This is a genomic window from Micromonospora humi, assembly GCF_900090105.1.
Lineage (GTDB): Bacteria > Actinomycetota > Actinomycetes > Mycobacteriales > Micromonosporaceae > Micromonospora > Micromonospora humi.
Genome location: NZ_FMDM01000002.1, coordinates 236,995 through 260,957, shown reverse-complemented (window position 1 = coordinate 260,957; position 23,963 = coordinate 236,995). Strand labels below are relative to the sequence as shown.

Genomic DNA, 23,963 nt, shown 5'->3' with positions numbered 1-23,963 from the left:
ATGACCATGACCGTCCCCAACGCGACCGCCACCACCCTCGACGCCGAGCGGGCCGACCTGCTCAAGGCGCTCGCCGGCGCCCGGGCCGCGCTGACCGCCACCGTGCGCGACCTCACCGACGCCCAGGCCGGCGAACGCCCCACCGCCAGCGCGCTCTGCCTGGGCGGCGTGCTCAAGCATGTGGCCTCCGGCGAGAAGGCCTGGCTGCGGTTCGTGGTCGAGGGCCCGGCGACGATGACGTTCACCCTGCCCGACGGCGTCGCCTGGGCCGACATCATGGCCGGCACGGCGCGTGAGCTGCCACAGTGGTTGGTCGACCGGGAGCGCACCTTCCAGATGCTGCCCGAGGACACGCTGCCCGCCATCCTCGACCGGTACGCCCGGGTGGCCGCCCGGACCGTGGAGATCGTGGCCGGCGTCGACGACCTGTCGGCGGCGCAGCCGGTGCCGGAGGCGCCGTGGAACGAGCCCGGCACGGTGCTGAGCGTGCGCGCCGTGCTGATGCACGTCCTCGCCGAGACCCGCCAGCACACCGGGCACGCGGAGATCCTGCGCGAGACCCTCGACCGGCGGACCACCGCCTGAACCGGCCGACGACGGCGGAAGGGACGGACCGACCGGATGACCGTGCTCGACAACCGGGCGCTCAACCGGGCCACCTTGGCCCGACAACTGCTGCTCGACCGCGCCGACCTGCCGGCCGTCAACGCCGTGGCGCACCTCTGCGGGCTCCAGGCCCAGGAGCCGCAGGAGCCGTACGTCGGGCTCTGGTCGCGGCTGCGCGACGTCGACCCGGCGGACGTGTCCGACCTGCTGGTGCGCCGCCGGCTGGTGCGTACCCACCTGATGCGCCGCACCGTGCACCTGCTCACCGCGGACGACGTGCTGGCCTGGCGGTCCCGCCACGGCGGCATGCTGCGCCAGCGGGTGCTCGGCGTGTACCGCGGCGAGTTCGACGGGGTGGACCTCGACGAACTCGCCGCGGCCGGCCGGGCGGTGTTGGCCGACGGCGAACCGCGCACCACGGCCGAGATCGTGCGGGTGCTCGCCGCCCGCTGGCCGGCATCCGACCGACGGGCGCTGGGCGAGATGACGATCGCCCTCGTGCCGACCGCGCAGGCGCCACCGCGTGGGTTGTGGCGGACCAGCGCCGGCGTCCGCGCTGTCGCACTCGCGACGTGGCTGGGCCGGGAGGTCGACCCACCCGCCCCGGACGGCGCCGACCCGGTCGGGCGGGAACTGGTCCGGCGCTACCTGGCCGCGTACGGGCCGGCGGCCTCGGCGGACCTGCGCGCCTGGTGCGGGCTGGCCGGACTGTCGGCCGCGGTGGCCGCGGTCCGCGACGAGCTGGTGGCGTTCCGCGACGAGCGCGGCCGGGTGTTGCTCGACCTGCCGGACGCGCCGCGTCCGGACTCCGACACCCCCGCGCCGGTCCGATTCCTGCCCGCCTTCGACAACGCCGTGCTCGGCTACCACGACCGCGGCCGGATCATCGACGACGCCCACCGCAACCTCTCCGTCGCCGGGACGCGGGTGGTGCTGGTGGACGGCCGGGTGTCGGCGACCTGGACCGTCGAGGCCGGCGACGTGCTGGTCACCCCGCTGCGCGCGCTCACCCGGGCCGAACGGGCAGCGACCGCCGAGGAGGGCGCGGCGCTGGCGTCGTTCCTCTCCGACGGGGACAGCGACCGGGTTCGCGTCGCCGCGTCACCCGGCTGACCTGCCAGCGGCGGCACCGACAACCGGCGCAGCCCCGCGTCCTTCCACAGCGTGAGCACCGCGTCGGGCACCGGCCCACCCCGGCCGGACCCACCAGCACCGCGCCACCGGCCCGGACCAGCGCCGCGCGGGCCTCGGTGAGCAGCCCGTCACGTCCCGTCAGCATTCCCGCAGTACCGGCCGGCCGGCGGACGCCGGCCATCAGCCATTCGACAGCTGTCGGCCTGCCGGCAGTGCGCCACGCCCCATCAGCCCGGCGTCACCCGCGCGTAGTCCGGCCCATCCGGGTCACCGCCTCGGTCAGCACGGCCGGTGAGGTGGCGAAGTTGAGGCGGACGAAGCCGACGCCGCCGGCGCCGAAGACGTGCCCGGAGCTGAGCGCCACCCGGGCGTCGTCGAGGAACATCCGCGCCGGGCCGGCCAGGTCGCTGGCCACCCCCGGCCCGTCACCGGGCGCCTCGGTGGGCACGCCGAGGCGGGTGCAGTCCAGCCAGGCGAGGTACGTCCCCTCGGGCGGGTGCCACGACACGTCGGGCAGGTGCTCGGCCAGCAGCGACCCGAGCAACGCGCGGTTGGCGTCGAGGCCGTCGAGCAGCAGGTCGAGCCAGGGCCCGCCGTCGCGGAACGCGGCGGTGTGCGCGAGCACCCCGAGGTGGCTGGGGCCGTGGCTGACCTCCTCCGGCATCCGGGCCAGGTCGGCCGCGGCCGCCGGCCCGGCGACCGCCAGCGCCGCCTTCAGGCCGGCCAGGTTCCACGCCTTCGACGCCGAGACCAGGGCGAACGCGTCCTCCGCGCCGGGCACCGTGAGGTACGGGGTGAACCGCGCGCCGGCCAGCACCAGCGGGGCGTGGATCTCGTCGGAGACCACCCGCACGCCGTGCCGCGCGGCCAGCTCGGCGACGGCCGCCAACTCGTCATCCCGAGGCACCACCCCGGTCGGGTTGTGCGGGTTGCAGAGCAGGAACGCCGGCCGGTCGCCGACCGCGCGCGCCCGGCGGAACGCCTCGTCCAGCGCGGCGAGGTCCAGCCGCCGGTCCGGCCCGAGCGGGGCCTCGAGCACCCGCCGGTCGGCGTGTGTGAGGAACGCGTAGAACGGCGGGTAGACCGGGGGACACACCACCACCGCGTCGCCCGGGCCGGTGACCAGCCGCAGTACCTCGACCACGCCCATCATCACGTCGGGCACCAGCGTGCTGCGCCCGACCGGGAAGTCCGCCCAGCCCCACCGCTGCGCGGCGAATCCACCGAGCGCCTCCGCGTACGCCGTCCCGAACGAGTAGCCGGTGTCGCCCAGCTCGACGGCGCGGCGCAGCGCGTCGGCCACCGGCGGCGCCAGCGGCACGTCCTGCTCCGCCACCCACAGCGGCAGCACGTCCGGCGGGTACAGCCGCCACTTCACGCTGGTGCGCCGGCGGAGCTGGTCGAGCGTGAGCCGGGTCAGCGGATTGCGGTCGTCGGCGGAAACGCTCATGGGGTACACGGTAGGTGGCCCTACCATCGCCCGATGGCCCACCCGAGCTACCCGCTGCGTACGGCCCGGCTGCTCCTGCGGCCGGTCACCCTCGACGACCTCGACGACGTGCACGCCTGGCAACGCCGCCCCGACGTGGTCCGCTGGATGCTCGGCGCCGAGCCGCGTACCCGGGAACAGTCCCGGGCGTCGGTGGCCGCGATGGCCGGCGAGGACGCGCTGCGCGCCGAGGGCGACTGCCTGACGCTGGCCGCGGTGGCCGGCACCCGGGTGGTCGGCGCGGTGGAGCTGGTCTGGCGCAGCCGGACCGACCGCACCGCCGAACTCGGCTACGTCTTCCACCCCGACCACGCCGGCCGTGGCCTGGCCACCGAGGCGACCACGGCGGTGCTGGACTGGGGTTTCGGGGAGTTCGGGCTGCACCGGGTGATCGCCCGGTGCCACGCCGGTAACGAGGCGTCCGCGCGGCTGGCGGTTCGGCTCGGCATGCGGCGCGAGGCCCGGCACGTGCGCAGCTACCGGTTCCGTGGTGAGTGGGCCGACCAGCTCGTCTTCGCCGTGCTGGCCGAGGAGTGGCGGTCGCGTCGGGACGCGTTGGTAGATTCCAGCGGTGCCAGCCCTCGCAGATGACCCGACCAGCGGGCCGGCCGACGGCGAGCTCTCCTTCCGCGTGCTCGGGCCGCTCACCGTCGAACGTCGCGGCGAGCCGATCGCGCTGGGTGGGCCGCAGCACGCGGTGGCGTTGGCGCTGCTGCTGTGCCACGCCGACCAGCCGGTCCCGATCGACGGCTTCGTGGCGGAGCTGTGGCGGGACCGGCCGCCGCGCTCCTACCGGGTGCAGGTGCAGGGCATCATCTCCGAGCTGCGCCGCCGGCTGGCGCCCGGTGGCCGGGCCGCCGCCCCGATCGTCACCCGGCCGTCGGCCTACCTGCTGCACACCGCGCCCGGCGGCTTCGACCTGCGGCAGTTCTCCGACGAGGTGGCCGCGGCGGCGGCCGCGCGGGCGACCGGCGACAACGCGGCCGCGCTGCGCCTGCTGGAGGTGGCGCTGGGGCGCTGGCGCGGGCCGGCGTTCAGCGGCCTGACCGGCCGATCGATCGAGTCCACCGCCGCGACGTTGCACGAGGCGCGCCTCGACGCCGCCGCCGAGCTGGTCGACGCGCGCCTCGCCGACGGGCGGCTCACCGGCCTGGTCGCCGAGCTGGGCGCGCTGATCGGCGAGCGTCCGCTGGACGAGCGGCTCCACCGGCAGCTGATGACGGTGCACGACCGGCTCGGCCGGCCGGCCGACGCGCTGTCCGCCTACCGGGAGCTGCGCGGGCGGCTGGTGCGGGAGCTGGGCATCGAGCCGGCCGTGCCGACCCAGGACCTGCACCGGCGGATCCTGTCCGGCGAGCCCGGTCCGGCCGGCCCGGCGACCACCCCGGCGCCGGCGAGCGCCGTGCGGCAGCTCCCGCCGGACATCGCCGACTTCGTCGGCCGGGAGCGGGAACTCCGGGCGCTGCGCGGCCAGCTCGCGCGCAGCGCATCGGCCGGCGCGGTGCCGATCGTCGCCGTCGAGGGCATGGCCGGCGTGGGCAAGACCCGGTTCGCGGTGCACGCCGCGCACCGGCTCGCGGCCAGCTACCCGGACGGGCAGTTCTATCTGGACCTGCACGGGTTCAGCGCCGAGTCGACGCCGGTCGCTCCCGGCGCGGTGCTGGAGTCGTTGCTGCGCCGGCTCGGGGTGCCGGCCCCGGCGATCCCCGAGTCCGTCGACGACCGGTCGGCGCTGCTGCGCGACCGGCTGGCCGACCGGCGGGTGGTGCTCGTGCTGGACAACGCCGCGGACGAGGCCCAGGTGTCGCCGCTGCTGCCCGCCACCTCGGGATGCCTGGTGATCGTCACCAGCCGGCGCGCCCTGGCCCTGGACGGCGCGGGTGTGATCCTGCTGGACGTGTTCAGTCCCGGCGAGGCGCGGGAGCTGCTGACCGGGATGCTCGGGCGGGACCGGGTCGCCGCCGAGCCGGCCTCGGTCGAGGAACTCGCGGGTCGGTGCGGGCACCTGCCGCTGGCCGTCGCGGTCGCCGGGCGGCGGCTGCGCGGGCGACCGGCGTGGCGGGTCGAGCACCTGCTGGCGCGGCTCAGCGACACCGACCGGGGGCTGGCCGAGTTCGACGCCGGCGCCCGCGGCGTCGAGGACGTTTTCGCCCTGTCGTACCGGGCGCTGCCGGCCGGCCGGCAGCGGCTGTTCCGGCTGCTCGGCGTGCACCTCGGCGACGACGTGACCGCGGCGTCGACGGCGGCGCTGGCCGGCGGCGACCCGGCGGACGCGGAGCGGGACCTGGAGGCGTTGCTCGACGAGCACCTGGTGCAGCAGGTCCGGCCCGGCCGCTACGAGCTGCACGACCTGCTCCGCCGATATGCCGCCCGGCAGGCGGCGGCGACACCGGACGAGGCCGCCACCGCGCGGCGCCGGCTCGTCGACTGGTACGTCGCGGCGGCCGATCGGGCCACCCGGCTGATCCGCCGCTTCCCGCTGCCCCCGGTCGGGCGCCCGCCGGAGCCCGCCGCGCCGGTACCGGGCTTCGGGGACGGGGAGGCGGCGTTGCGCTGGCTCGACGCGGAGTTCACGAACCTGCGGGCGGCGATCCACGGCGCGGCGGACCTGCCGTCGTGGCGCAACGCGGTGGTGCTGGTGCACGTCCTCCAGCCGTACCTGGTGCGGCGCGGTCAGGTCGATGACGCGCTGGTGACGCTGCGCGCCGCCGCGGCGGCGGCCCGCCGCCTCGACGACCCGGTCGCCGAGGCGCACACGCTGACCGCGCTGGGGCAGGCCTACGACACCGCGGGCCGCACGGACCGGGCGCTGGAACTGCTCCGCGACGCGCTGGACCGCCACGTCCGGCTCGGCCAGCCCGTCGGCGAGGCGACCACCCGCCACCACCTCGCGACGGTCTTCCGCCGGCTCGGCCGGCACGAGGACGCGATCGCCGAGTACCGGCGGGCCGTGGTGCTGTTCCACTCGGCCGGCGACGGTCAGTGGGAGGCGTCGGCGCTGAGCAGCCTGAGCGTCGACCTGCACCTCGCCGGCCGGGACGAGGAGGCGCTGGAGCAGGCGCTGCGGGCGCTGTCGCTGCAACGCGTCGTCGGCGGGCCCGGGCTGGCGAGTGTGGAGAACAACGTCGGCCTGCTGCACGCCCGGTTGGGTCGGCACGCCGAGGCGATTCCGTATGCGCTGCGCGCCCTGGCGTTCCAACGGCGCACCGGGAGCCGCCCCGGGCAGGCCAACGCGTTGGCGAACCTGGCGTTCAGCTACTCCCGTACCGGCCGGCACGACGACGCGGTGCGGGCCGCCGTCGAGGCGGTGGAACTCGCCCGCGATCTCGGCCCGGACCTGCGGGCGAACGCGTTGAACACGCTGGGGGAGGCGCACCGGTTCGCCGGCGACCACCGGGCGTCGTTGCGCTGCCACCGCGAGGCGCTCGACATCGCCACCCGGGTCGGGGAGGCCGACGAGCAAGCCCGGGCGCGGTCCGGGATCGACCTCGCGACGGCGTCCGCGCGCTTAGCGACTTCTTAGCGGCTGTCGGTAGCGTCACCGTCATCGGGGGTGACCCGGCGATCCCCATTCGCCGCCCGGCGCCGATCATGCGTGCCGGAAGGACCGATTGTCCTGGTCAGCAGCGCTGCACCAATGCACCGTCCGTCTTTGCGCATCGTGCGCGGAAGGAGTCTGCCCATGCTCGACCTGACCTCGCTCACGCTCGTACCGATCACCGCGGCCGCCCTGACGGTGGCGACCGCAGCGACGCCGGCCGCCGCTGCCGCCGTCGCTCCGGCCGCTGCCAACTGCAGCAGTCAGCAGGTCGCGAACTACGACGACGGTTATGCGATCATGAGGATCGGGGCCAACCTCAAGAAGGCGCCGGAGGCGGCCTGCGGGACCGTCCAGTACGTCGGTGCCGGAACGAAGTTGTGGCTCTGGTGCTTCACGGTCAACCAGTACGACAACGTCTGGTTCTGGGGTCGGATCGACGGCACCAGCACCTACGGCTGGATGGCCAACGCCAACACCACCACCTACTCGGACGCGACCAGCCACCTCGGCTGGTGCCCGGGCGAGCCGAAGCGCTGAGCGTCGGCGGCGGCGCGTCGAGGGGGCCGTGCCGCCGCCGTCAGCCGGCGACGACCGGGTCGCCGACGGAGATCCCGCCGGTGGTCACCGGAATCAACCGGACCCCGAACCAGGTCTTCCCGTCCTGCCGCCGGTGCCGCGCCAACGTGCGGATCGGTTCCTTGCCCCGGGTGAGCGTCTCCGGGTCGATCAGGGTGAGCTGGCAACGGTCGCAGCGTTCGGCGACCCGGAAGTCGACCGCGCCGATCCGGACCCGGGCCCAGCCGTCCTCGGCGAACGGCTCGACCGGCCCGTCGAGGACGACTGTGGGGCGGAACCGCGCCATCGGCAACGGGTCCGGGGCCGGCTCGCCCCGCTCCAGCGCGCCCTCGACGATCCAGTCACGCAGGCGGCGCAGCGACGGCAGCGTGGCGAGCAGCAGCGGGCCGGCGTCGGACAGGTTCAGCGGGTCGCCCGGCCGGCCGCCGTGCGTGGCGGAGACCGGCCGGCGTCGCGGGTCGTCCAGCCAGGCCAGCCGCACCCGCCGGCCCAGCCGCTCGGAGAGCCAGTCGTGCGCCTCGGCGGCGGCCAGCCGCAGCGTGTCCAGCCGGGACAGCGTGGTGCCGGCCGGTGACCCGTCCACCGGCTCGGCGACCGTCAGGGACGCGGCGTGCCGGTCGGTGAGCGTGATCGACCCGGGCCCGGGCGTGGCGGTCAGGCCGAGTGTCCCGGGCGTGGTGCGGGCGGTCAGCACCGCGCCGTCGGGTTGCAGGAGCACCCAGCGCCGGTCGTGGCGCAGCCCCCACGGCTCGACAGTGGCGTGGTCGACGTCCACCCCGGCGAGGGACTTCACCGGGTGGACGTGCGTCGAGACGAGTCGCACGCTCAGCCGACCTTCGGGGTGGCCCGGTCGATGATCGCGGCCAGGTCGACCCCGGCGGGCAGCGTCCCGTACGCCTGGCCGTGGTCGCCGTCGAGGCGCGACGCGCAGAACGCGTCGGCGACGGCGGGATGGCCGTGGCGGACCAGCAGCGCGCCCTGCAGCACCAGCGCGAGACGCTCCACCACGCGTCGGGCCCGCAACTCCAGGTCGGTGTGGTCGGCCAACTCGTCGCGCACCCGCCGGACCGCGGCGTCCAGACGCCGGTCCGCGCCGGCCGCGGCGGCCACCTCCGCCTCGTACGCGGCCAGCACCTGCGGCTCGCGGGTGAGCGCGCGCAGCACGTCCAGCGCGGCGACGTTGCCGGAGCCCTCCCAGATCGAGTTCAGCGGCGACTCGCGGAACAGCCGCGGCATGCCGGACTCCTCGACGTAGCCGTTGCCGCCCAGGCACTCCAGGGCCTCGGCGGCGTGCCCGGGCCAGCGCTTGCACACCCAGTACTTGCCGACGGCGAGGGCGAGCCGCTTGAACGCGGTCTCGCCGGCGTCGCCGCGCGCCGACCGGTCGGTCGCGCCGGCCAGCCGCATCATCAGGACGGTGGCGGCCTCGGACTCCACCGCCAGGTCGGCCAGGACGTTGCGCATCAGGGGCTGGTCGGCCAGGTGGCGGCCGAACGCCTGCCGGTGGGTGGTGTGGTGCACGGCCGTGGTGACGCCCTGGCGCATGCCGGCCGCGGCGCCGATCACGCAGTCCAGCCGGGTCAGGTTGACCATGTCGATGATGGTGCGGACGCCCCGGCCCTCGTCGCCGACGCGCCACGCCACCGCGTGCTCGTACTCGATCTCGGCGGAGGCGTTGGAGCGGTTGCCGAGTTTGTCCTTGAGCCGCATCAGCCGCATCGGGTTGCGGGTGCCGTCGGGCAGGACGCGGGGGACCAGGAAGCAGGTGAGGCCGCCGGGCGCCTGGGCGAGGGTGAGGAACAGGTCGCACATCGGCGCCGAGGTGAACCACTTGTGCCCGACCAGCCGGTAACTGCCGTCGGGCTCCGGCCGGGCGGTGGTGGTGTTGGCGCGCACGTCCGAGCCGCCCTGCTTCTCGGTCATCGACATGCCGGCCAGCAGGCCGCGCTTGCCGGTCGGCGGGCGCAGCCCGAAGTCGTACTCGGTGCTGGTGAGCAGCGGTTCGTAGCGCGCGGCCAGCTCCGGGCTGTGCCGCAGCGCGGGCACCGCCGCGTAGGTCATCGAGATCGGGCAGCCGTGCCCGGCGTCCGGCCGCCACACGTAGAAGCCGGCGGCGCGCGCGACGTGCGTGCCGGGCCGGGCATCGGCCCACGGCGCCGCGTGCAGGCCGTGCCCGACCGCGGTGCGCATCAGCTCGTGCCAGGACGGGTGGAACTCCACCTCGTCGACGCGGTGGCCGAACCGGTCGTGGGTGCGCAGCACGGGCGGGTGCTCGTTGGCCAGCCGGCCGTGCTCGGTGGCCGCCTCGCCGCCGGCCAGCCGGCCCAGGTCGTGCAGCCCGGCGGTGGCCCAGCCGGCGCCCTCGCGGGCCAGGCCGTCGAGCAGCGCCGGGTCGTCGGCGGTGTCGTGGCCGACCAGCGGCGGGACCTGGTTGACGACCTCGTGTGTGGGCACGGCGGCACTCCCTGCGCGCGGTGGCGGAAGGTGGATTGAACCACCGTTCAGCGACGGCCGGCAACCGCGCGCCGACCAGTCGATTCGGCTCGATTCGTTTGACATCATCCCGCTCGGCGAGAAGAGTGGCCGAAACTTTCTTTTGTTCGGAAAGCGGCAGGGGGGCCAATGTCCAGGAACAAGCTCGGCGTGATCGGCGCGGCACTCACCCTCGCGGTCGGTGTCCTGTCCGGATGCACCGGCGGCGAGGCCGTCGACGTCGGCGACGGCGGCGGGAGCGCCGGGGGCGCGGGGGGCGTTCTCAACGCGGCCATCGGCGGCGAGCCGGACCAGCTCGACCCGCACAAGACCTCGGCCTACTACAGCTTCGAGGTCCTGGAGAACGTCTACGACACGCTCGTCGAGCCGGACGCCGACCTGAAGATGGTGCCCGCGCTGGCCACCAAGTGGACCACCAGCGAAGACCAGCTCACCTGGACGTTCACCCTGCGCGACGGGGCGAAGTTCTCCGACGGCTCGCCGCTGACCTCGGAGGACGTCGTCTACTCCTACGAGCGGATCATCAAGCAGAAGCTGAACACCGCCTACAAGTTCGCCACCGTCAAGTCGGTGACCGGCCCCGACCCGGCCACCGTCGTGGTGACGCTGAGCGCGCCCACGCCGAACCTGCTGGCCAACCTCGGCGGCTTCAAGGGCGTGGCGATCGTCGAGAAGACCAACGTGGAATCCGGCAAGGTGAAGACCGCCCCGGTCGGCAGCGGCCCGTTCAAGGTCGCCGGCTACACCTCGGGCGACAGCATCAAGCTGGTCCGCAACGACGCCTACTGGGGTGACAAGCCGAAGCTCGACGGCGTCACGTTCACCTTCGTCAAGGACCCCACCGTCGCGTTGCAGAACCTGCGCAGCGGCCAGGTGCAGTGGACCGACAACCTGCCGCCGCAGCAGGTGAAGTCGTTGCGCGACGGCGACGACCCGGTGGTCGAGTCGGCGCCGTCGACCGACTACTGGTACGTGGCGCTCAACGAGGCCCGCAAGCCGTTCGACAACCCCGAGGTCCGGCGCGCGATCGGGTACGCCCTGGACCGCGAGGCGATCACCAAGGCGGCCAAGTTCGGCCTCGCCACCGTCAACCAGACCGCCATCCCGAAGAGCAGCGCGTTCTTCTACGACTACGCGCCCTACTCGCACGACCCGGACAAGGCGAAGCAGATGCTCGACCAGGCCGGCGTCGCCAACCTCACCCTGGACCTGATGGTCACCAGTGAGTACCCGGAGACGGTCACCGCCGCCCAGGTCATCGCCGCGCAGCTCAAGGACGTCGGGATCACCGTGAAGATCCGTACGCTGGACTTCGCCCAGTGGCTCGACGAGCAGGCCAAGGGCAACTTCGGCGGGTTCATGCTCGGCTGGCTCGGCAACGTCGACCCGGACGAGTTCTACTACGCCCAGCACCACAGCGGCGGCACGTTCAACTTCCACAAGTACGCCAACCCGGCGGTGGACAAGCTGCTCGACCAGGCGCGGACCGAGACCGACCAGGGCGCCCGCAAGCAGGCGTACGAGCAGGCCGCGAAGCTGATCGTCGACGACGCCAGCTACCTCTACCTCTACAACCCGGACGTGGTGCAGGGCTGGTCGAAGAAGGTCTCCGGCTACGACGTCCGCAGCGACCGGGCGATCCGGTTCCGCTCGGTCGCCCTCGGCAAGTGACCCGCTTCGTCCTGCGGCGGGTCCTGCAGTCGGCGATCGTGCTGCTCGGGGTGACCCTGGTGGTCTTCCTGCTGCTGCAACTGGTGCCGGGCGACCCGGTGCGGGTGGCGCTCGGCACCCGCTTCGACCCGCAGACGTACGAGGCGCTGCGCTCGCGCGCCGGCCTGGACCAGCCGCTGCCGGTGCAGTACGCCAGCTACCTCGGCCACGCGCTGACCGGTGACCTCGGGGTCAGCTTCCGCACCGGCCAGCCGGTCAGCTGGATCGTGGCCGAGCGGCTGCCGGCGACGCTGTCGCTGGCCGTCACCGCGGTGGTGTTCGCCCTGCTGGTGGCGTTCCCGCTGGGCATCGTCGCGGCGGTGCGCAGCGGCTCGGCGGTCGACCACGCGGCCCGCGTGTTCAGCCAGTTCGGCGTCTCGGTGCCGGACTTCTGGATGGGCATCATGGGCATCATCCTCTTCGCCGGCGTGCTGGGCTGGCTGCCGCCGTCGGGCTACGTGGCGCTGACCGAGGACCCGGGCCGGTGGGCCAGCCACGTGGCCCTGCCGGCGGTCACCGTCGGCCTGGTCACCGCGTCGATCCTCACCCGGTTCATCCGCTCCTCGGTGCTGGAGGTCCTCTCCGCCGACTACGTGCGGACCGCCGAGGCGAAGGGGCTGCGCAATCGGGTGGTGATCCTGCGGCACGTGCTGCGCAACGCGCTGATCCCGGTGGTCACCGTGGTCGCGGTGCAACTGGCCAGCCTGCTCGGCGGCGTGATCGTGATCGAGGTGCTGTTCGCCTGGCCGGGCATCGGCCGGCTCACCTTCGACGCCGTGCAGGCCCGTGACTATCCCGTCCTGCAGGGCGCGGTGCTGCTCGTCGCGGCGCTGTTCCTGCTGGTCAACCTGCTGGTGGACATTCTCTACGCCCGCCTCGACCCGAGGATCACGGTCAAGTGAGCGGCGGACGTGAGAGCACCGGACGCCGCGTGCTGGACGCGCTGCGCCGCGACCCGCTCGCGGTCGGCGGCACGTTCGTCCTGCTGCTGCTGATCGTGGTGGGCGTCGCCGGCCCGTGGCTCGCCCCGGCCGGGGTCAACGACGTCGACGTGGACGCGATGCTGCGACCGCCGAGCGGGGCGCACCTGTTCGGCACCGACGAACTGGGTCGGGACGTGCTCAGCCGGGTGCTGGTCGCGGCCCGCGTGTCGCTGGAGGTCGGCGTGGTGAGCGTCGGCATCGCGCTGGTGGCCGGCGTGACGCTCGGGCTGTTCGCCGGCTACTACCGGGGTTGGCTGGACAGCGTGCTGATGCGCTGCATGGACGTGTTGTTCGCATTCCCCGTGCTGTTGCTGGCGGTGGCCATCGTGGCGGTGCTCGGCCCCGGCCTGCTCACCGCCATGGTCGCCATCGGCGTGGTCTACACGCCGATCTTCGCCCGGATCACCCGTGCCGGCGTCCTCTCCGTACGCGAGCAGGTCTTCGTCCGGGCGGCCGTCTCCATCGGCGCGTCCGACCTGCGGATCATGCGCCGGCACGTGCTGCCCAACATCGCCGCGCCGCTGATCGTGCAGACGTCGCTGTCGCTGGCGTTCGCGATCCTCTCCGAGGCGGCGCTCTCCTTCCTCGGCCTGGGCATCCAACCGCCGGCGCCGGCCTGGGGGCGGATGCTGTTCGACGGGCGCGGCTTCGTCACCGACGCCTGGTGGCTGGGCGTGTTCCCGGGCGCGGCGATCTTCCTGACCGTGCTCGCCTTCAACCTGGTCGGCGACGCGCTGCGCGACGTGCTCGACCCGCGCCAGCTCACCGTCAGCGAGGCCCGCAGGAGCACCCCATGAGCGAGCAGATCAGCAGGCTCGACGCCGGCACGAGCGAGAAGACCGTGTTCTCGGTCGAGGACCTCACCGTCACCGTGGGCACCAGGCGCGGGCCGGCCCGCGCGGTGGCCGGCGTGTCCTGGCAGGTCCGGGCCGGTGAGACGTTCGCGCTGGTCGGCGAGTCCGGCAGCGGCAAGAGCATGACGCTGCTCGCGGCCACCGGGCTGGCGCCGCGCGCCGCGACGGTCACCGGCCGGGTGCGGCTGCTCGACTCCGAGCTGACCGCGCTGCCCGACGACCGCCGCCGAAAGCTGCGCGGCCGGCACGTCGGGTTCGTGTTCCAGGACCCGATGACCTCGCTCAACCCGGTGCTGCCGGTGGGCCGGCAGGTCACCGAGGCGGCCGAGGAGCACCTCGGGCTGACCCGGCGGGCCGCCCGCGACCGGGCGGTGGAGCTGCTGGAGCTGGTCGGCATCCCGTCCGCCGCCCAGCGGGTCGACGCGTTCCCGCACCAGTTCTCCGGCGGCATGCGCCAGCGCGTCGTGATCGCGATGGCGCTGGCCTGCGAGCCGGACCTGCTGATCGCCGACGAGCCCACCACCGCGCTCGACGTCACCACCCAGGCGCAGATCGTCGAGCTGGTCGCCGACCTGCAACAGCGGCTCGGCACGGCGGTCGTCTGGGTCACCCACGACCTGGGCGTGGTCGCCGGCATCGCGGACACCGTCGCGGTGATGTACGGCGGCCGGATCGTCGAGCAGGGCCCGGTCGACGCGGTGTTCGACACGCCGACGCACCCGTACACCCGGGCGTTGCTCGCGGCCCGGCCGGACCCGGCGCGGCGGGGCGAGGATCTGGTGGCCATCCCGGGCGCCCCGCCGAGCCCGCTCGACCTGCCGCCGGGCTGCGCGTTCTGGCCGCGCTGCCCGGTGCGCGCCGACCCCCGGTGCGAGCACGAGCTGCCCCCGCTGACGCCGGTCGGCCCCGGGCACACGGTGCGCACCTTCTATCCGGGAGAGACCTCATGACAGCCGCGGACCTGGTCGCCGAACTGGACGAGCTGGCGGTGCACTTCCCGACCCCGGCCGGCCTGGTCCGCGCCGTGGACGGCGTCTCCCTCGCGGTGCGTCGCGGGGAGACGCTCGGCCTGGTCGGTGAGTCGGGCAGCGGCAAGTCGACCGCCGGCCTGGCGCTGCTGCGGCTGGTCGACCCGACGGCGGGCCGGGTCCGGGTGGCCGGCGCGGACGTGACCGGCCTGTCCCGGCGCCGCCTGCGCGGGATGCGCCGGCACGTGGCGATGGTCTTCCAGGACCCGCAGGCGTCGCTCGACCCGCGCCGCACGGTGGGCGACAGCATCGCCGAGCCGCTGACCGTGCATCGGCTGGCCGGGTCCGCGGTCGCCCGCCGGGCGCGGGTGGCCGAGCTGCTGGACCTGGTCGGCCTGCGCGCCGACACCGCCGACCGGCATCCGCACGAGCTGTCCGGCGGCCAGCGGCAGCGGGTGGGGGTGGCCCGCGCGCTGGCCGGCGAGCCCGATCTGATCGTCCTGGACGAGCCGATCGCCTCGCTGGACCTGAGCGTGCAGGCGCAGATCATGAACCTGCTGCGGCACCTGCAAAGCGACCTCGGGCTGACCTACCTGTTCATCGCGCACGACCTGGCCGCGGTCGAGCACATGAGCGACCGGATCGCGGTGATGTACCTGGGCCGTATCGTGGAGACCGGGCCGCCGGAGCGGATCTACCGGCGCCCCGCCCACCCCTACACGGCGGCGCTGCTGTCGGCGGTGCCGGTGGCCGATCCCCCCGTCGAGCGGGAACGCCGCCGCACCATGCTCTCCGGCGACATCCCCAGCCCGGTGGACCCGCCCAGCGGCTGCCGGTTCCGGACCCGCTGCCCGCAGGCCCGCGCCGCGTGCGCGGAGACCGACCCGGCGTTGGTCGAGGTCGGCCCCGACCAGCACGCCGCCTGCCTGTTCCCGCTCGACGGCGGGGCCGCCGAGCCCGCGTAGGATCGACGGCGATGACGTTCACCACCCGCCCGACGCTGCGCGGCACGTTCGGCATGGTCTCCTCGACGCACTGGCTGGCCAGCCAGTCCGCGATGGGCGTGCTGGAGCGCGGCGGCAACGCCTTCGACGCCGCGGTCGCCGCCGGCTTCGTGCTGCACGTGGTCGAGCCGCACCTCAACGGCCCGGCCGGCGAGGTGCCCGCGATCGTGGCCACGGCCGGCGACCCCACCCCGCGGGTGCTCTGCGGGCAGGGTCCGGCCCCGGCCGGCGCCACGATCGCGCACTTCCGCTCGCTCGGGCTGGACCTGGTGCCCGGCTCCGGCCCGCTCGCCGCGGTGGTGCCCGGCGCGGTGGACGCCTGGCTGCTCCTGCTGCGCGACCACGGCACCCGGTCGCTCGCCGAGGTGCTGGAGCCGGCGATCGGCTACGCCGCCGCCGGCCACCCGCTGGTCGGCGCCGCCGGGGAGACCATCGACCGGGTCCGGTCGCTGTTCACCGAGCACTGGCCGACCTCCGCGCAGCTCTGGCTGCGCCACGGCCGCCCGCCCGCGCCGGGCGAGATGGTCACCAATCCGGCGTACGCGCGAACGCTGCGCCGACTCGTCGACGCCGGTCGAGCGGCCGGGGCGGACCGGGTGGCGCAGATCGAGGCGGCCCGGCGCGCCTGGCGGGAGGGTTTCGTCGCCGAGGCGGTCGAGGCGTTCAGCCGTCTGCCGTTCCGCGACTCCAGCGGTCGCGCGCACGCCGGGCTGCTCACCGGCGACGACCTGGCCGGCTGGTCCGCGGGCTGGGAGGAGCCGGTCACGCTCGACTGGCGCGGGCACACGGTGGCGAAGACCGGGTTCTGGGGCCAGGGCCCGATGCTGCTGCAGACGCTGGCGACGCTCGACGCGCTCGACGACCTCCGGGTGCTCGACCCGTCCACGGCCGACGGCATCCATGCCCAGGCCGAGGCGCTCAAGCTGGCCTTCGCCGACCGGGAGGCGTGGTATGGCGACACCGACGTCCCGGGCGACGCGCTGCTGTCGTCGGCGTACGCGCGAGCGCGGGCCGCGCTGGTCGGCGACCAGGCCTCGACCGAGCTGCGCCCGGGCAGCCCGGCGGGCACGCCGCCCCGGCTCCCGGCGCACCTGCGCGCGCACGACGCCCGGCGGGCCGGCCCGCAGGACCCGACCACGGGCGAGCCCACGGTGCGGGCCGACGGGGTGACCCGCGGCGACACCTGCCACGTGGACGTGGTCGACCGGTGGGGCAACATCATCTCCGCCACCCCGAGCGGCGGCTGGCTGCAGAGTTCCCCGGCCATTCCGGAGCTGGGCTTTGCACTGGGCAGCCGGCTGCAGATGTGCTGGCTGGAGGAGGGGCTCGCGTCGTCGCTGCGGCCGGGCCGCCGGCCGCGAACGACGTTGAGCCCGACGCTGGTGCTGCGCGACGGCGAGCCGGTGCTGGCCTGCGGCACCCCCGGCGGCGACCAGCAGGACCAGTGGCAGCTGCTGTTCCTGCTGCGCCACCTGGCCGGCGGGCAGGAGTTGCAGGCGGCGATCGACGCGCCGGCGTGGCACACCACCAGCCTGCCGGCGTCGTTCTACCCGCGCGAGGTGGAGCCGGGCGTGCTGGTGGTGGAGGACCGCCTCGACCCGCAGGTGCTGGCCGGGCTGCGCGCGAAGGGCCACACCGTCCGCCGCGCCGACCCGTGGAGCCTGGGCCGCCTCTGCGCGGTCACCCGCGACCCGCGCACCGGCGTCCTCTCCGCCGCCGCCAACCCCCGCGGCGCCCAGGGCTACGCCGCCGGCCGCTGACCCCACCCCCGCCCGTCGATCTTGGAGTTGTGGCGCCTCGGACGGGCTGGATGTCCACTTTGTCAACGACCGCAACTCCAAGATCGACGGATCGGCGCACGGCGGTTACGATCTCGCGGTCGAGTCATGGGGGAGGAGAGTGTCGTGGGGTTGTTTCGGCGGCTTCGGGGGCGCGCGCAGGAGCGGGTGGGCGGGCCGGTGATGGATCCGGCGTTCGGGGATCCGGTGGCGCGGGCGCTCGTCGACGCGCTGGAGACGCGGGACTGGCGGGCCGCCCGGGACGTGCTGACCCCGGTCACCGACCCGGACGACCGCGCCTACCTGATGGAGGCCGCCGGCCGGGTCGACGGCGTGCAGGACTGGATCGGCGAGTGGGTCGCCGCGGAGCCGGATTCGACGCTGCCGGTGCTGGTGCGCGGCTGCCACGCGTTCTACTGGGCGTGGGAGGCGCGCGGCAACAAGCGCGCCCAGCACACCGGCCAGGACCAGTTCCGGGAGTTCCACAAGCGGCTGCTGGTCGCGGAGAACCTGCTCGACGAGGTGGCGGACCGGGATCCCGACGACGTGACCTCCCGGGCCTGGCTGGTCGCCACGTCCCGGGCCCGCCAGGTCGACCCGGACGAGGCGGCGGCCCGCTTCGACGCGGTGGTCACCCGGCATCCCGGCCACCAGGTGGCGCACGAGCACCGGTTGCAGTACCTCTGCCCGAAGTGGTTCGGCACCGAGGAGGCCATGTTCTCCCTGGCCCGGGCGGCGACCGCGAGCGCGCCGGAGGGCAGCATGCTGCCGGCGCTGATCGCCGCCGCGCACATCGAGAAGTGGCTGGAGCTGCCGGCCGAGGAGGACGACGCGTACATGCGGTCCGACGAGGTCGGCGCCGAGCTGGTGGCCGCCGCCGAGAAGTCGATCCTGCACCCCACGTTCCGGCCCGGCCCGGGGCTGGCCCCCAGGGCCGGCCTGTTCGCGCTCGCCCTGGAGCTGGCACACGAGTTCGAGGCCGCCGCCCGGGTCTTCGACCTGCTCGGTGACCAGGTCAGCGAGTGGCCCTGGGGGTACGTGGGGGAGCCGGTGGCGGCGTTCGTCCGCTCCCGGGACTGGGTGCGCGAGAACCTGTCCTGAGCGGTCAGCCGTCGATCCGGGTGATGTTGCGGATCTTGTTGGCGGCGTCCAGCGCCGCCACCTTGTACGCTTCGGCCAGCGTCGGGTAGTTGAACACCGCGTCGAGCAGGTAGTCGACGGTGCCGCCGCAGCCCATCACGGCCTGCCCGATGTGGATGATCTCGGTGGCCCCGGTGCCGAAGACGTGCACCCCGAGCAGGCGACCGTCGCCCGGCGAGACGAGCAGCTTCAACATGCCGTACGAGTCGCCGACGATCTGCCCCCGGGCCAGTTCGCGGTAGCGGGCGATGCCCACCTCGAACGGGGTGGAGCTGTCGGTCAGCTCGTCCTCGGTCTTCCCGACGAAGCTGATCTCCGGGATGGTGTAGATGCCGATCGGTTGCAGGTCCGGCATGGCACGCGCCGGTTCGCCGCAGGCGTGCTGCGCGGCGAGGCGGCCCTGTTCCATCGAGGTGGAGGCCAGTGCCGGGAAGCCGATCACGTCGCCGACGGCGTAGATGTTCTCGACCGAGGTGCGGTAGTCGGCGTCGACCTGGATCCGGCCCCGGTGGTCGGCGGTGAGGCCGGCCGCCTCCAGCGCGAGGTCGTCGGTCTGGCCCTGCCGGCCGGCGGAGTACATCACCGTGTCGGCGACGATCTTCTTGCCGCCGCGCAGCACGCAGAGCGCGGCGGTGCGGTGTTTCTCCACCGACGCCACCTCCTCGCCGAAGCGGAAGGTGACCGACAGGTCCCGCAGGTGGTACTTGAGCGACTCGACGATCTCCTCGTCGCAGAAGTCGAGCATCCGCTCGCGGCGCTCGACCACCGTCACCTTGGTGCCGAGCGCGGCGAACATGGACGCGTACTCCATGCCGATCACGCCGGCGCCGACCACCACCATGCTGCGTGGTACGTCCTGCAGGTTGATGACGCCGTCGGAGTCGACGATGGTCCGGTCGTCGAAGTCGACGCTGTCCGGGCGGGCCGGGCGGGTGCCGGCGGCGATGACCGCCTTGTCGAAGGTGATCCGCTCCTCACGACCGGAGCCGGCGTCGACCCAGACGGCGTGTGGGTCGGCGAACCGGCCGGTGCCGGTGATCATCGCGATCCGGTTGCGGGCGAGCTGGTTGCGGATGACGTCGGTCTGCCGGTTGATCACGTGCTGGGTACGGGCCGCCAGGTCGGCGACCGTGATGTCCTCCTTGACCCGGTAGCTGCTGCCGTAGAGGTCACGTTGGCTGAGCCCGGTCAGGTAGAGGACGGCCTCGCGCAGCGTCTTGGACGGCACGGTCCCGGTGTTGATGCACACTCCGCCGAGCATGTCGCGACGGTCCACGATGGCCACCCGCCGCCCCAGTTTGGCCGCGGCGACGGCCGCCTTCTGTCCACTCGGCCCGGATCCCAGCACTAGCAGGTCGTAGTCATACACGACCGACAGCCTGGCAGCATGTCCGGCCGCGCGCCAGCGGAGGGGCATCCAGAAGTGGATCATTGCCGTAGGGTGCGCTGATGCGTCGCCGCGTACCTCTGATCCTGCTTCTCGGGCCGCTGCTCGCCGCCGGGTGCACCACCGACCCCGCCGCGCCGGCCGCCGACCCGTCCGCTCCCACGACCACGCCCACCCCGACCGCGCCCGCCGTCGACTACACCGCCTGGCAGGCGGGCCGCTCCACGCCGGTGGCCGACAAGGTCTACCCGGCACGGGGCACCGACGCGGTGGACGTCCTGCACTACGACCTGGCGGTGCAGTGGGCGCCGCCGACCCGGACCCTCACCGGCACCGCCACGCTGCGGATCCGCCCGGTCCGGGACGCGCCGGATCTCACCCTGGACTTCATGCCCTACCAGCTCGACGGCGTGACGCTGGACGGCGCGACGGTCACCGCCGCGGTGGCCCGGGAGAAGCTCACGGTGTCCGCGCCGGTGGTCGCCGACCGACCGGTGACGCTCGTGGTCAGGTACCACGGCCGGCCACGGAGCACGCCGATGCCGTCGCACCGCAAGGACGTGGAGGACCTGGGCCTCACCGTCACCAAGGAGGGCGGCCTCTGGACGATGCAGGAGCCGTTCGGCGCGTTCACCTGGTACCCGGCGAACGACCAGCCCGCCGACGAGGCGCTCTACGACATCCGGGTGACCGTCCCGGCGGGTTGGACCGCGATCGCCGGGGGCACCCCGGCGGGAGTGTCCGGCACCACGTTCACCTACCGCAGCACCGACCCGGTCGCGACGTACCTGACCACGCTCGCGGTCGGGAAGTACCAGAAGCTGACCGCCAAGGGGCCGCGCGGCGTGCCGCTGACCTACTGGTACCGCAAGGGCGTCGACGACAAGCTGGTGCCCTACCTGAAGAAGTCCCCGCAGTACCTGGCCTGGCTGGAGAAGAAGTTCGGCCCGTACCCGTTCCCCTCCGGCGGCGTCGTGGTGGTGGACTCCGCCTCGGGCATGGAGACCCAGCAGATGATCACCATGGGCGGGAAGATCGAGAACACCCGGGACCGCCGGGACCGCTGGGGCAGCGACCTGCTGCACGAGTACGCCCACCAGTGGTTCGGCAACTCCGTCACGCCCACCAGCTGGACCGACCTGTGGTTGAACGAGGGCTGGGCGAAGTACGCCCAGGACCTGCACACCCAGGAGACGCTCAAGCTGAGCGCGGCCAGCCTGGACCGCTACCTGCGCGAGGGCGACGCCGTCCTGCGCAAGAAGCTGGGCCCGCCCGGCCGGCCCGACCCGAAGCGGTTCGCCGAGGGCAACGTCTACCTCTGCCCGGCGGCCATGCTCCGCGAGATCCACCGGCAGGTCGGCGACAAGACGTTCTTCGCGCTGGCCCGGGCGTGGGTGCAGGAGCAGCGCAACACCCAGCAGGACCGGGCGTCGTTCATCGCGTTCCTCAACGAGCGCACCGGCCGTGACTTCACCAAGCTGGTCAACGCCTGGCTGGACTCGAAGACCACGCCCAAGCAGATCACGGTCGCCTGACCGGCTCCGGGGCCCCGCCGACGCGCGGGGCCCCGGACCGGCTCAGCGACCCTGGAGCGCCTTCACGGTGTCGCCGAACGTCCAGCCCTTCGACCCGTCCCAGTTGATCGACCAGGTCATCAGCCCCTTGAGGCCCGGTACTCCGTGCCAGGCCTGGCCGACCAGCGACGGGTCCAGGTACCCGCCGCCCGCGCCGGGCTGCGCCGGCAGGCCGGGGACCTGCTTGTCGTAGGGGACGCGGATCGTGACGCCCTGCACGGTGAGCCCGTTGTTCAGGCACTGGGTCTGCACCGTGAAGCCCTGCACCGTGCCGGCCGGGTACGAGTCGCCGGCGCAGCCGTACATCGAGCCGTTGTAGTACTGCATGTTCAGCCACCAGAGCCGGCCGTCGTCCGCGTACTTCTTGACGATCGGCAGGTAGGCGCCCCAGATCGAGCCGTAGGTGACGCTGCCCCCGGTGACGTACGCGGTCTCCGGCGCCATGGTGAGCCCGAACCCGGCGGGCATCTGGGCCAGCACCCCGTCGATGATCCGGATCAGGTTGGCCTGCGACGGCGAGAGCTGGTTGATGTTCCCGCTGCCGGTCAGCCCGGTCTCGATGTCGATGTCGATGCCGTCGAAGTTGTGCCGCTTGAGGATCGGCACGACGGTGGCGACGAACCGGTCGGCGACGGCGGCGGAGCCGAGGTCGATGCCGGCGGCGGCGCCGCCGATGGAGAGCAGCACGGTCAGCCCGGCGGCCTTGGCCTGGCACACCTGCGCCGGGGTGGGCACCTTGACGCCGGCGTCCATGCCGTCCTCCCAGAGCACGGTGCCGTCGGCGCGGATGACCGGGAACGCGGCGGTGACCACGTTGTAGCCGTGGCCGGTGATCCGGGTGTCGGCGATCGGGATCCAGCCGAGCCCGGGGTGCACGCCGTTGGCCGCGCCGTCCCAGTTCTCCCAGTAGCCCTGCAGGACCTTGCCGGCGGGCCGGGACCTGAGCGCGCAGGTGTCGCCGCCGGGCGTGGTCGGGCTGGGGGTCGCGGTCGGCGTCGGGGTGGGCGTCCGGGTGGGGGAAGGGCTGGGCGTGGGTGACGGTGGCCGGGTGGTCGGGCTCGGCGAGGGCGTGCCGCCGGTGCAGGCGCCGAGGTCGGTCCAGAGCGCCGGTACGGCGGCCGGTGTCCAGCCCGCGCCGGCCGGCGGGGTGTGCGTCACCAACGCCTGGTAGAGCCGGCCGGCGTAACCGGCCCGGCTGCCGGCGGTCCAGGTGACGCCCTCGGCCCAGGTCGGCGCGTCGCAGGCCACCAGCGCGGTGGTGCCGCCCGCGAGGGTGGTGGCGGCGGTGGCCGGGAGGGCGGTGGCGAGCAGCGCGACCCCACCGAGCAGAGCGGTCATCCCGCGTCGGAGTCCCATGACATACCTCCTCATCGATGCGGCGGAGGCTATCAGTTAACTTTGTTAAATGTAAATGGGCAGTAGTCTGTCAGCACTTCGTTCAGGGCGTGAAAATGCGGGAAGGACGGCGGCGGACGTGGACGCCAGACGCACCACGGTGCGCGACATGCGCCGGGCCAACCGGTCGGTCCTGCTCACCCGGATCTGGCTGGACGGGCCGCTCAGCCGGCACGAGCTGGGCCAGTCCACCGCGTTGAGCCTGGCCAGCGTGAGCAACCTGGTCGGCGAGATGATCACGGAGGGGTTGGTCGAGGAGGCCGGCTCCGTCGAGTCCGACGGCGGCCGCCCCCGGGTGCTGCTGCGCGTGGCGCCCGGCTACGGCTACCTGGTCGGCGCAGACGTCGGCGAGACCCGGGTCCAGGTCGAGCTGTTCGACCTGAGCATGACCGCGCTGGCCAAGGCGGAATACCCGATCTCCGCCGCCGAACCCGACCCGGCGCGCGTCGCCGACCACCTCCGCCACGGCCTCGCGGCGGTGACCGAACAGGCCGGCGTCGACCCGGCGGCGGTGCTCGGTTTCGGGGTCGCCGTCTCCGGCACCGTCGAACGCACCGCCGACGCCGTGGTGCACGCCCAGACGCTCGGCTGGGACGGCGTGCCGCTGGGCGCGATGCTGCGTGCCGGCACCGACGTCCCGGTGCACGTCGACAACGGCGCCAAGACGCTCGGGCAGGCCGAGATGTGGTTCGGCGCCGGTCGCGGCGTCCGGCACGCGGTGGTCGCGCTGGTCGGCTCCGGCGTGGGCGCGTCCGTGGTCGCCGACGGCGTCGGCTACCGCGGCGCGCACAGCAGCGCCGGCGAGTGGGGCCACACCACCATCGTGTACGAGGGCCGGCGCTGCCGCTGCGGCAACCACGGCTGCCTCGAGGCGTACGTCGGGGCGGAGGGCGTGCTCGACCGGTACCGGCAGGCCAACCGGGGACGCCCGGCGGCCGGCGGGGACGAGGAGACCGCCTTCGGCGAGTTGCTGCGCGGCACCGGCCGCACCGCCACGAAGGTGATCGACGAGACGGTCGGCTACCTGGGCGCCGGGGTGGCGAACCTGGTGAACCTGTTCAACCCGGAGCGGGTGGTGCTCGGTGGCTGGGCCGGGCTGGCCCTGGGCGAGCGGCACCTGCCGGCGATCCGCGAGGCCACCGCGCGGCACGCGCTGCGCCAGCCGTACGCCCAGACCTCGATCGAGCTGTGCCGGCTCGGACCGGACGCGGTCGCGATGGGCGCGGCCACCCTGCCGATGACCCGGCTGCTGCGCGACGGCGGCGTGCCGCGCGAACCGGCGGTTCGAATCGCGCCCGCGCGACGGCCGCGTGGCCGGTGACCGTCGCCGA

General features: G+C 74.0%; 19 protein-coding genes. 14 read left to right on the top strand and 5 right to left on the bottom strand.

Annotation, left to right across the window (positions count from 1 at the left end):
• Positions 1-6: 6 nt before the first annotated feature.
• Both GA0070213_RS04255 and GA0070213_RS04250 read left to right on the top strand, forming a co-directional pair.
• On the top strand, positions 7-585 hold the full coding sequence (locus GA0070213_RS04255) for a mycothiol transferase (protein WP_217628578.1): 579 nt from the start codon (positions 7-9) through the stop codon (positions 583-585).
• 36 nt (positions 586-621) lie between these two features.
• Positions 622-1,719, top strand: coding sequence for a winged helix DNA-binding domain-containing protein (locus GA0070213_RS04250; protein WP_091057512.1), 1,098 nt, complete (start codon positions 622-624; stop codon positions 1,717-1,719).
• A gap of 259 nt (positions 1,720-1,978) precedes the next feature.
• On the opposite strand, the gene GA0070213_RS04245 is transcribed toward GA0070213_RS04250, so the two are convergent.
• A complete protein-coding gene (locus GA0070213_RS04245; RefSeq protein WP_091057510.1) occupies positions 1,979-3,190 on the bottom strand; it encodes a MalY/PatB family protein in 1,212 nt (403 codons plus the stop codon).
• 33 nt (positions 3,191-3,223) lie between these two features.
• Here GA0070213_RS04245 and GA0070213_RS04240 point away from each other — a divergent pair, with 33 nt between their 5' ends.
• The 3 genes from GA0070213_RS04240 (at position 3,224) to GA0070213_RS04230 (ending at position 7,307) form a co-directional block, all read left to right on the top strand.
• A complete protein-coding gene (locus GA0070213_RS04240) occupies positions 3,224-3,820 on the top strand; it encodes a GNAT family N-acetyltransferase (protein ID WP_091057506.1) in 597 nt (198 codons plus the stop codon).
• Positions 3,801-6,752, top strand: coding sequence for an AfsR/SARP family transcriptional regulator (locus GA0070213_RS04235; protein WP_091057501.1), 2,952 nt, complete (start codon positions 3,801-3,803; stop codon positions 6,750-6,752). Before GA0070213_RS04240 ends, GA0070213_RS04235 begins: the two co-directional genes overlap by 20 nt.
• Before the next feature lie 159 nt (positions 6,753-6,911).
• The gene (locus tag GA0070213_RS04230) at positions 6,912-7,307 is read left to right on the top strand and encodes a hypothetical protein (protein ID WP_091057497.1); all 396 of its coding nucleotides are present in this window, start codon (positions 6,912-6,914) and stop codon (positions 7,305-7,307) included.
• Positions 7,308-7,347: 40 nt separating this feature from the next.
• Here GA0070213_RS04230 and GA0070213_RS04225 read toward each other — a convergent pair whose 3' ends face one another.
• Together GA0070213_RS04225 and GA0070213_RS04220 are read right to left on the bottom strand one after the other, a co-directional pair.
• Positions 7,348-8,169: an MOSC domain-containing protein gene (locus GA0070213_RS04225; protein WP_091057492.1), complete on the bottom strand. Its 822-nt coding sequence runs from the start codon at positions 8,167-8,169 to the stop codon at positions 7,348-7,350.
• Between the two features lie 2 nt (positions 8,170-8,171).
• Positions 8,172-9,800 carry an isovaleryl-CoA dehydrogenase gene (locus tag GA0070213_RS04220; protein ID WP_091057488.1) on the bottom strand — a complete coding sequence of 543 codons (1,629 nt, stop codon included), beginning with the start codon at positions 9,798-9,800 and terminating at the stop codon, positions 8,172-8,174.
• A 168-nt stretch (positions 9,801-9,968) separates the two neighbouring features.
• Here GA0070213_RS04220 and GA0070213_RS04215 point away from each other — a divergent pair, with 168 nt between their 5' ends.
• The 7 genes from GA0070213_RS04215 to GA0070213_RS04185 all read left to right on the top strand — a co-directional run bounded on the left by GA0070213_RS04215 (position 9,969) and on the right by GA0070213_RS04185 (position 18,237).
• Positions 9,969-11,510 (top strand): ABC transporter substrate-binding protein, encoded by a 1,542-nt coding sequence (locus GA0070213_RS04215; RefSeq protein ID WP_091057484.1) that lies wholly within the window; start codon positions 9,969-9,971, stop codon positions 11,508-11,510.
• Positions 11,507-12,451, top strand: coding sequence for an ABC transporter permease (locus GA0070213_RS04210; RefSeq protein WP_091057481.1), 945 nt, complete (start codon positions 11,507-11,509; stop codon positions 12,449-12,451). The genes GA0070213_RS04215 and GA0070213_RS04210 overlap by 4 nt, the downstream gene beginning before the upstream one ends.
• The gene (locus GA0070213_RS04205; RefSeq protein ID WP_091057477.1) at positions 12,448-13,329 is read left to right on the top strand and encodes an ABC transporter permease; all 882 of its coding nucleotides are present in this window, start codon (positions 12,448-12,450) and stop codon (positions 13,327-13,329) included. Before GA0070213_RS04210 ends, GA0070213_RS04205 begins: the two co-directional genes overlap by 4 nt.
• Positions 13,326-14,336 carry an ABC transporter ATP-binding protein gene (locus GA0070213_RS04200; RefSeq protein WP_091057474.1) on the top strand — a complete coding sequence of 337 codons (1,011 nt, stop codon included), beginning with the start codon at positions 13,326-13,328 and terminating at the stop codon, positions 14,334-14,336. Before GA0070213_RS04205 ends, GA0070213_RS04200 begins: the two co-directional genes overlap by 4 nt.
• A complete protein-coding gene (locus GA0070213_RS04195) occupies positions 14,333-15,319 on the top strand; it encodes an ABC transporter ATP-binding protein (RefSeq protein WP_091057471.1) in 987 nt (328 codons plus the stop codon). The genes GA0070213_RS04200 and GA0070213_RS04195 overlap by 4 nt, the downstream gene beginning before the upstream one ends.
• A gap of 11 nt (positions 15,320-15,330) precedes the next feature.
• Positions 15,331-17,118: a gamma-glutamyltransferase family protein gene (locus GA0070213_RS04190; RefSeq protein ID WP_091057467.1), complete on the top strand. Its 1,788-nt coding sequence runs from the start codon at positions 15,331-15,333 to the stop codon at positions 17,116-17,118.
• Positions 17,119-17,262: 144 nt separating this feature from the next.
• The gene (locus GA0070213_RS04185) at positions 17,263-18,237 is read left to right on the top strand and encodes a DUF4034 domain-containing protein (RefSeq protein WP_245716251.1); all 975 of its coding nucleotides are present in this window, start codon (positions 17,263-17,265) and stop codon (positions 18,235-18,237) included.
• Between the two features lie 4 nt (positions 18,238-18,241).
• Here GA0070213_RS04185 and sthA read toward each other — a convergent pair whose 3' ends face one another.
• On the bottom strand, positions 18,242-19,645 hold the full coding sequence (gene sthA / locus GA0070213_RS04180) for a Si-specific NAD(P)(+) transhydrogenase (protein ID WP_091057460.1): 1,404 nt from the start codon (positions 19,643-19,645) through the stop codon (positions 18,242-18,244).
• 80 nt (positions 19,646-19,725) lie between these two features.
• On the opposite strand from sthA, the gene GA0070213_RS04175 reads away from it, so the two are divergent.
• Positions 19,726-21,198, top strand: coding sequence for a M1 family metallopeptidase (locus tag GA0070213_RS04175; protein ID WP_091057455.1), 1,473 nt, complete (start codon positions 19,726-19,728; stop codon positions 21,196-21,198).
• A 42-nt stretch (positions 21,199-21,240) separates the two neighbouring features.
• On the opposite strand, the gene GA0070213_RS04170 is transcribed toward GA0070213_RS04175, so the two are convergent.
• On the bottom strand, positions 21,241-22,593 hold the full coding sequence (locus tag GA0070213_RS04170; RefSeq protein WP_091057452.1) for a glycosyl hydrolase family 18 protein: 1,353 nt from the start codon (positions 22,591-22,593) through the stop codon (positions 21,241-21,243).
• Positions 22,594-22,711: 118 nt separating this feature from the next.
• Between GA0070213_RS04170 and GA0070213_RS04165 the strand changes: the two genes are divergently transcribed.
• Positions 22,712-23,953 carry an ROK family transcriptional regulator gene (locus tag GA0070213_RS04165; RefSeq protein ID WP_091057450.1) on the top strand — a complete coding sequence of 414 codons (1,242 nt, stop codon included), beginning with the start codon at positions 22,712-22,714 and terminating at the stop codon, positions 23,951-23,953.
• Positions 23,954-23,963 lie beyond the last annotated feature (10 nt).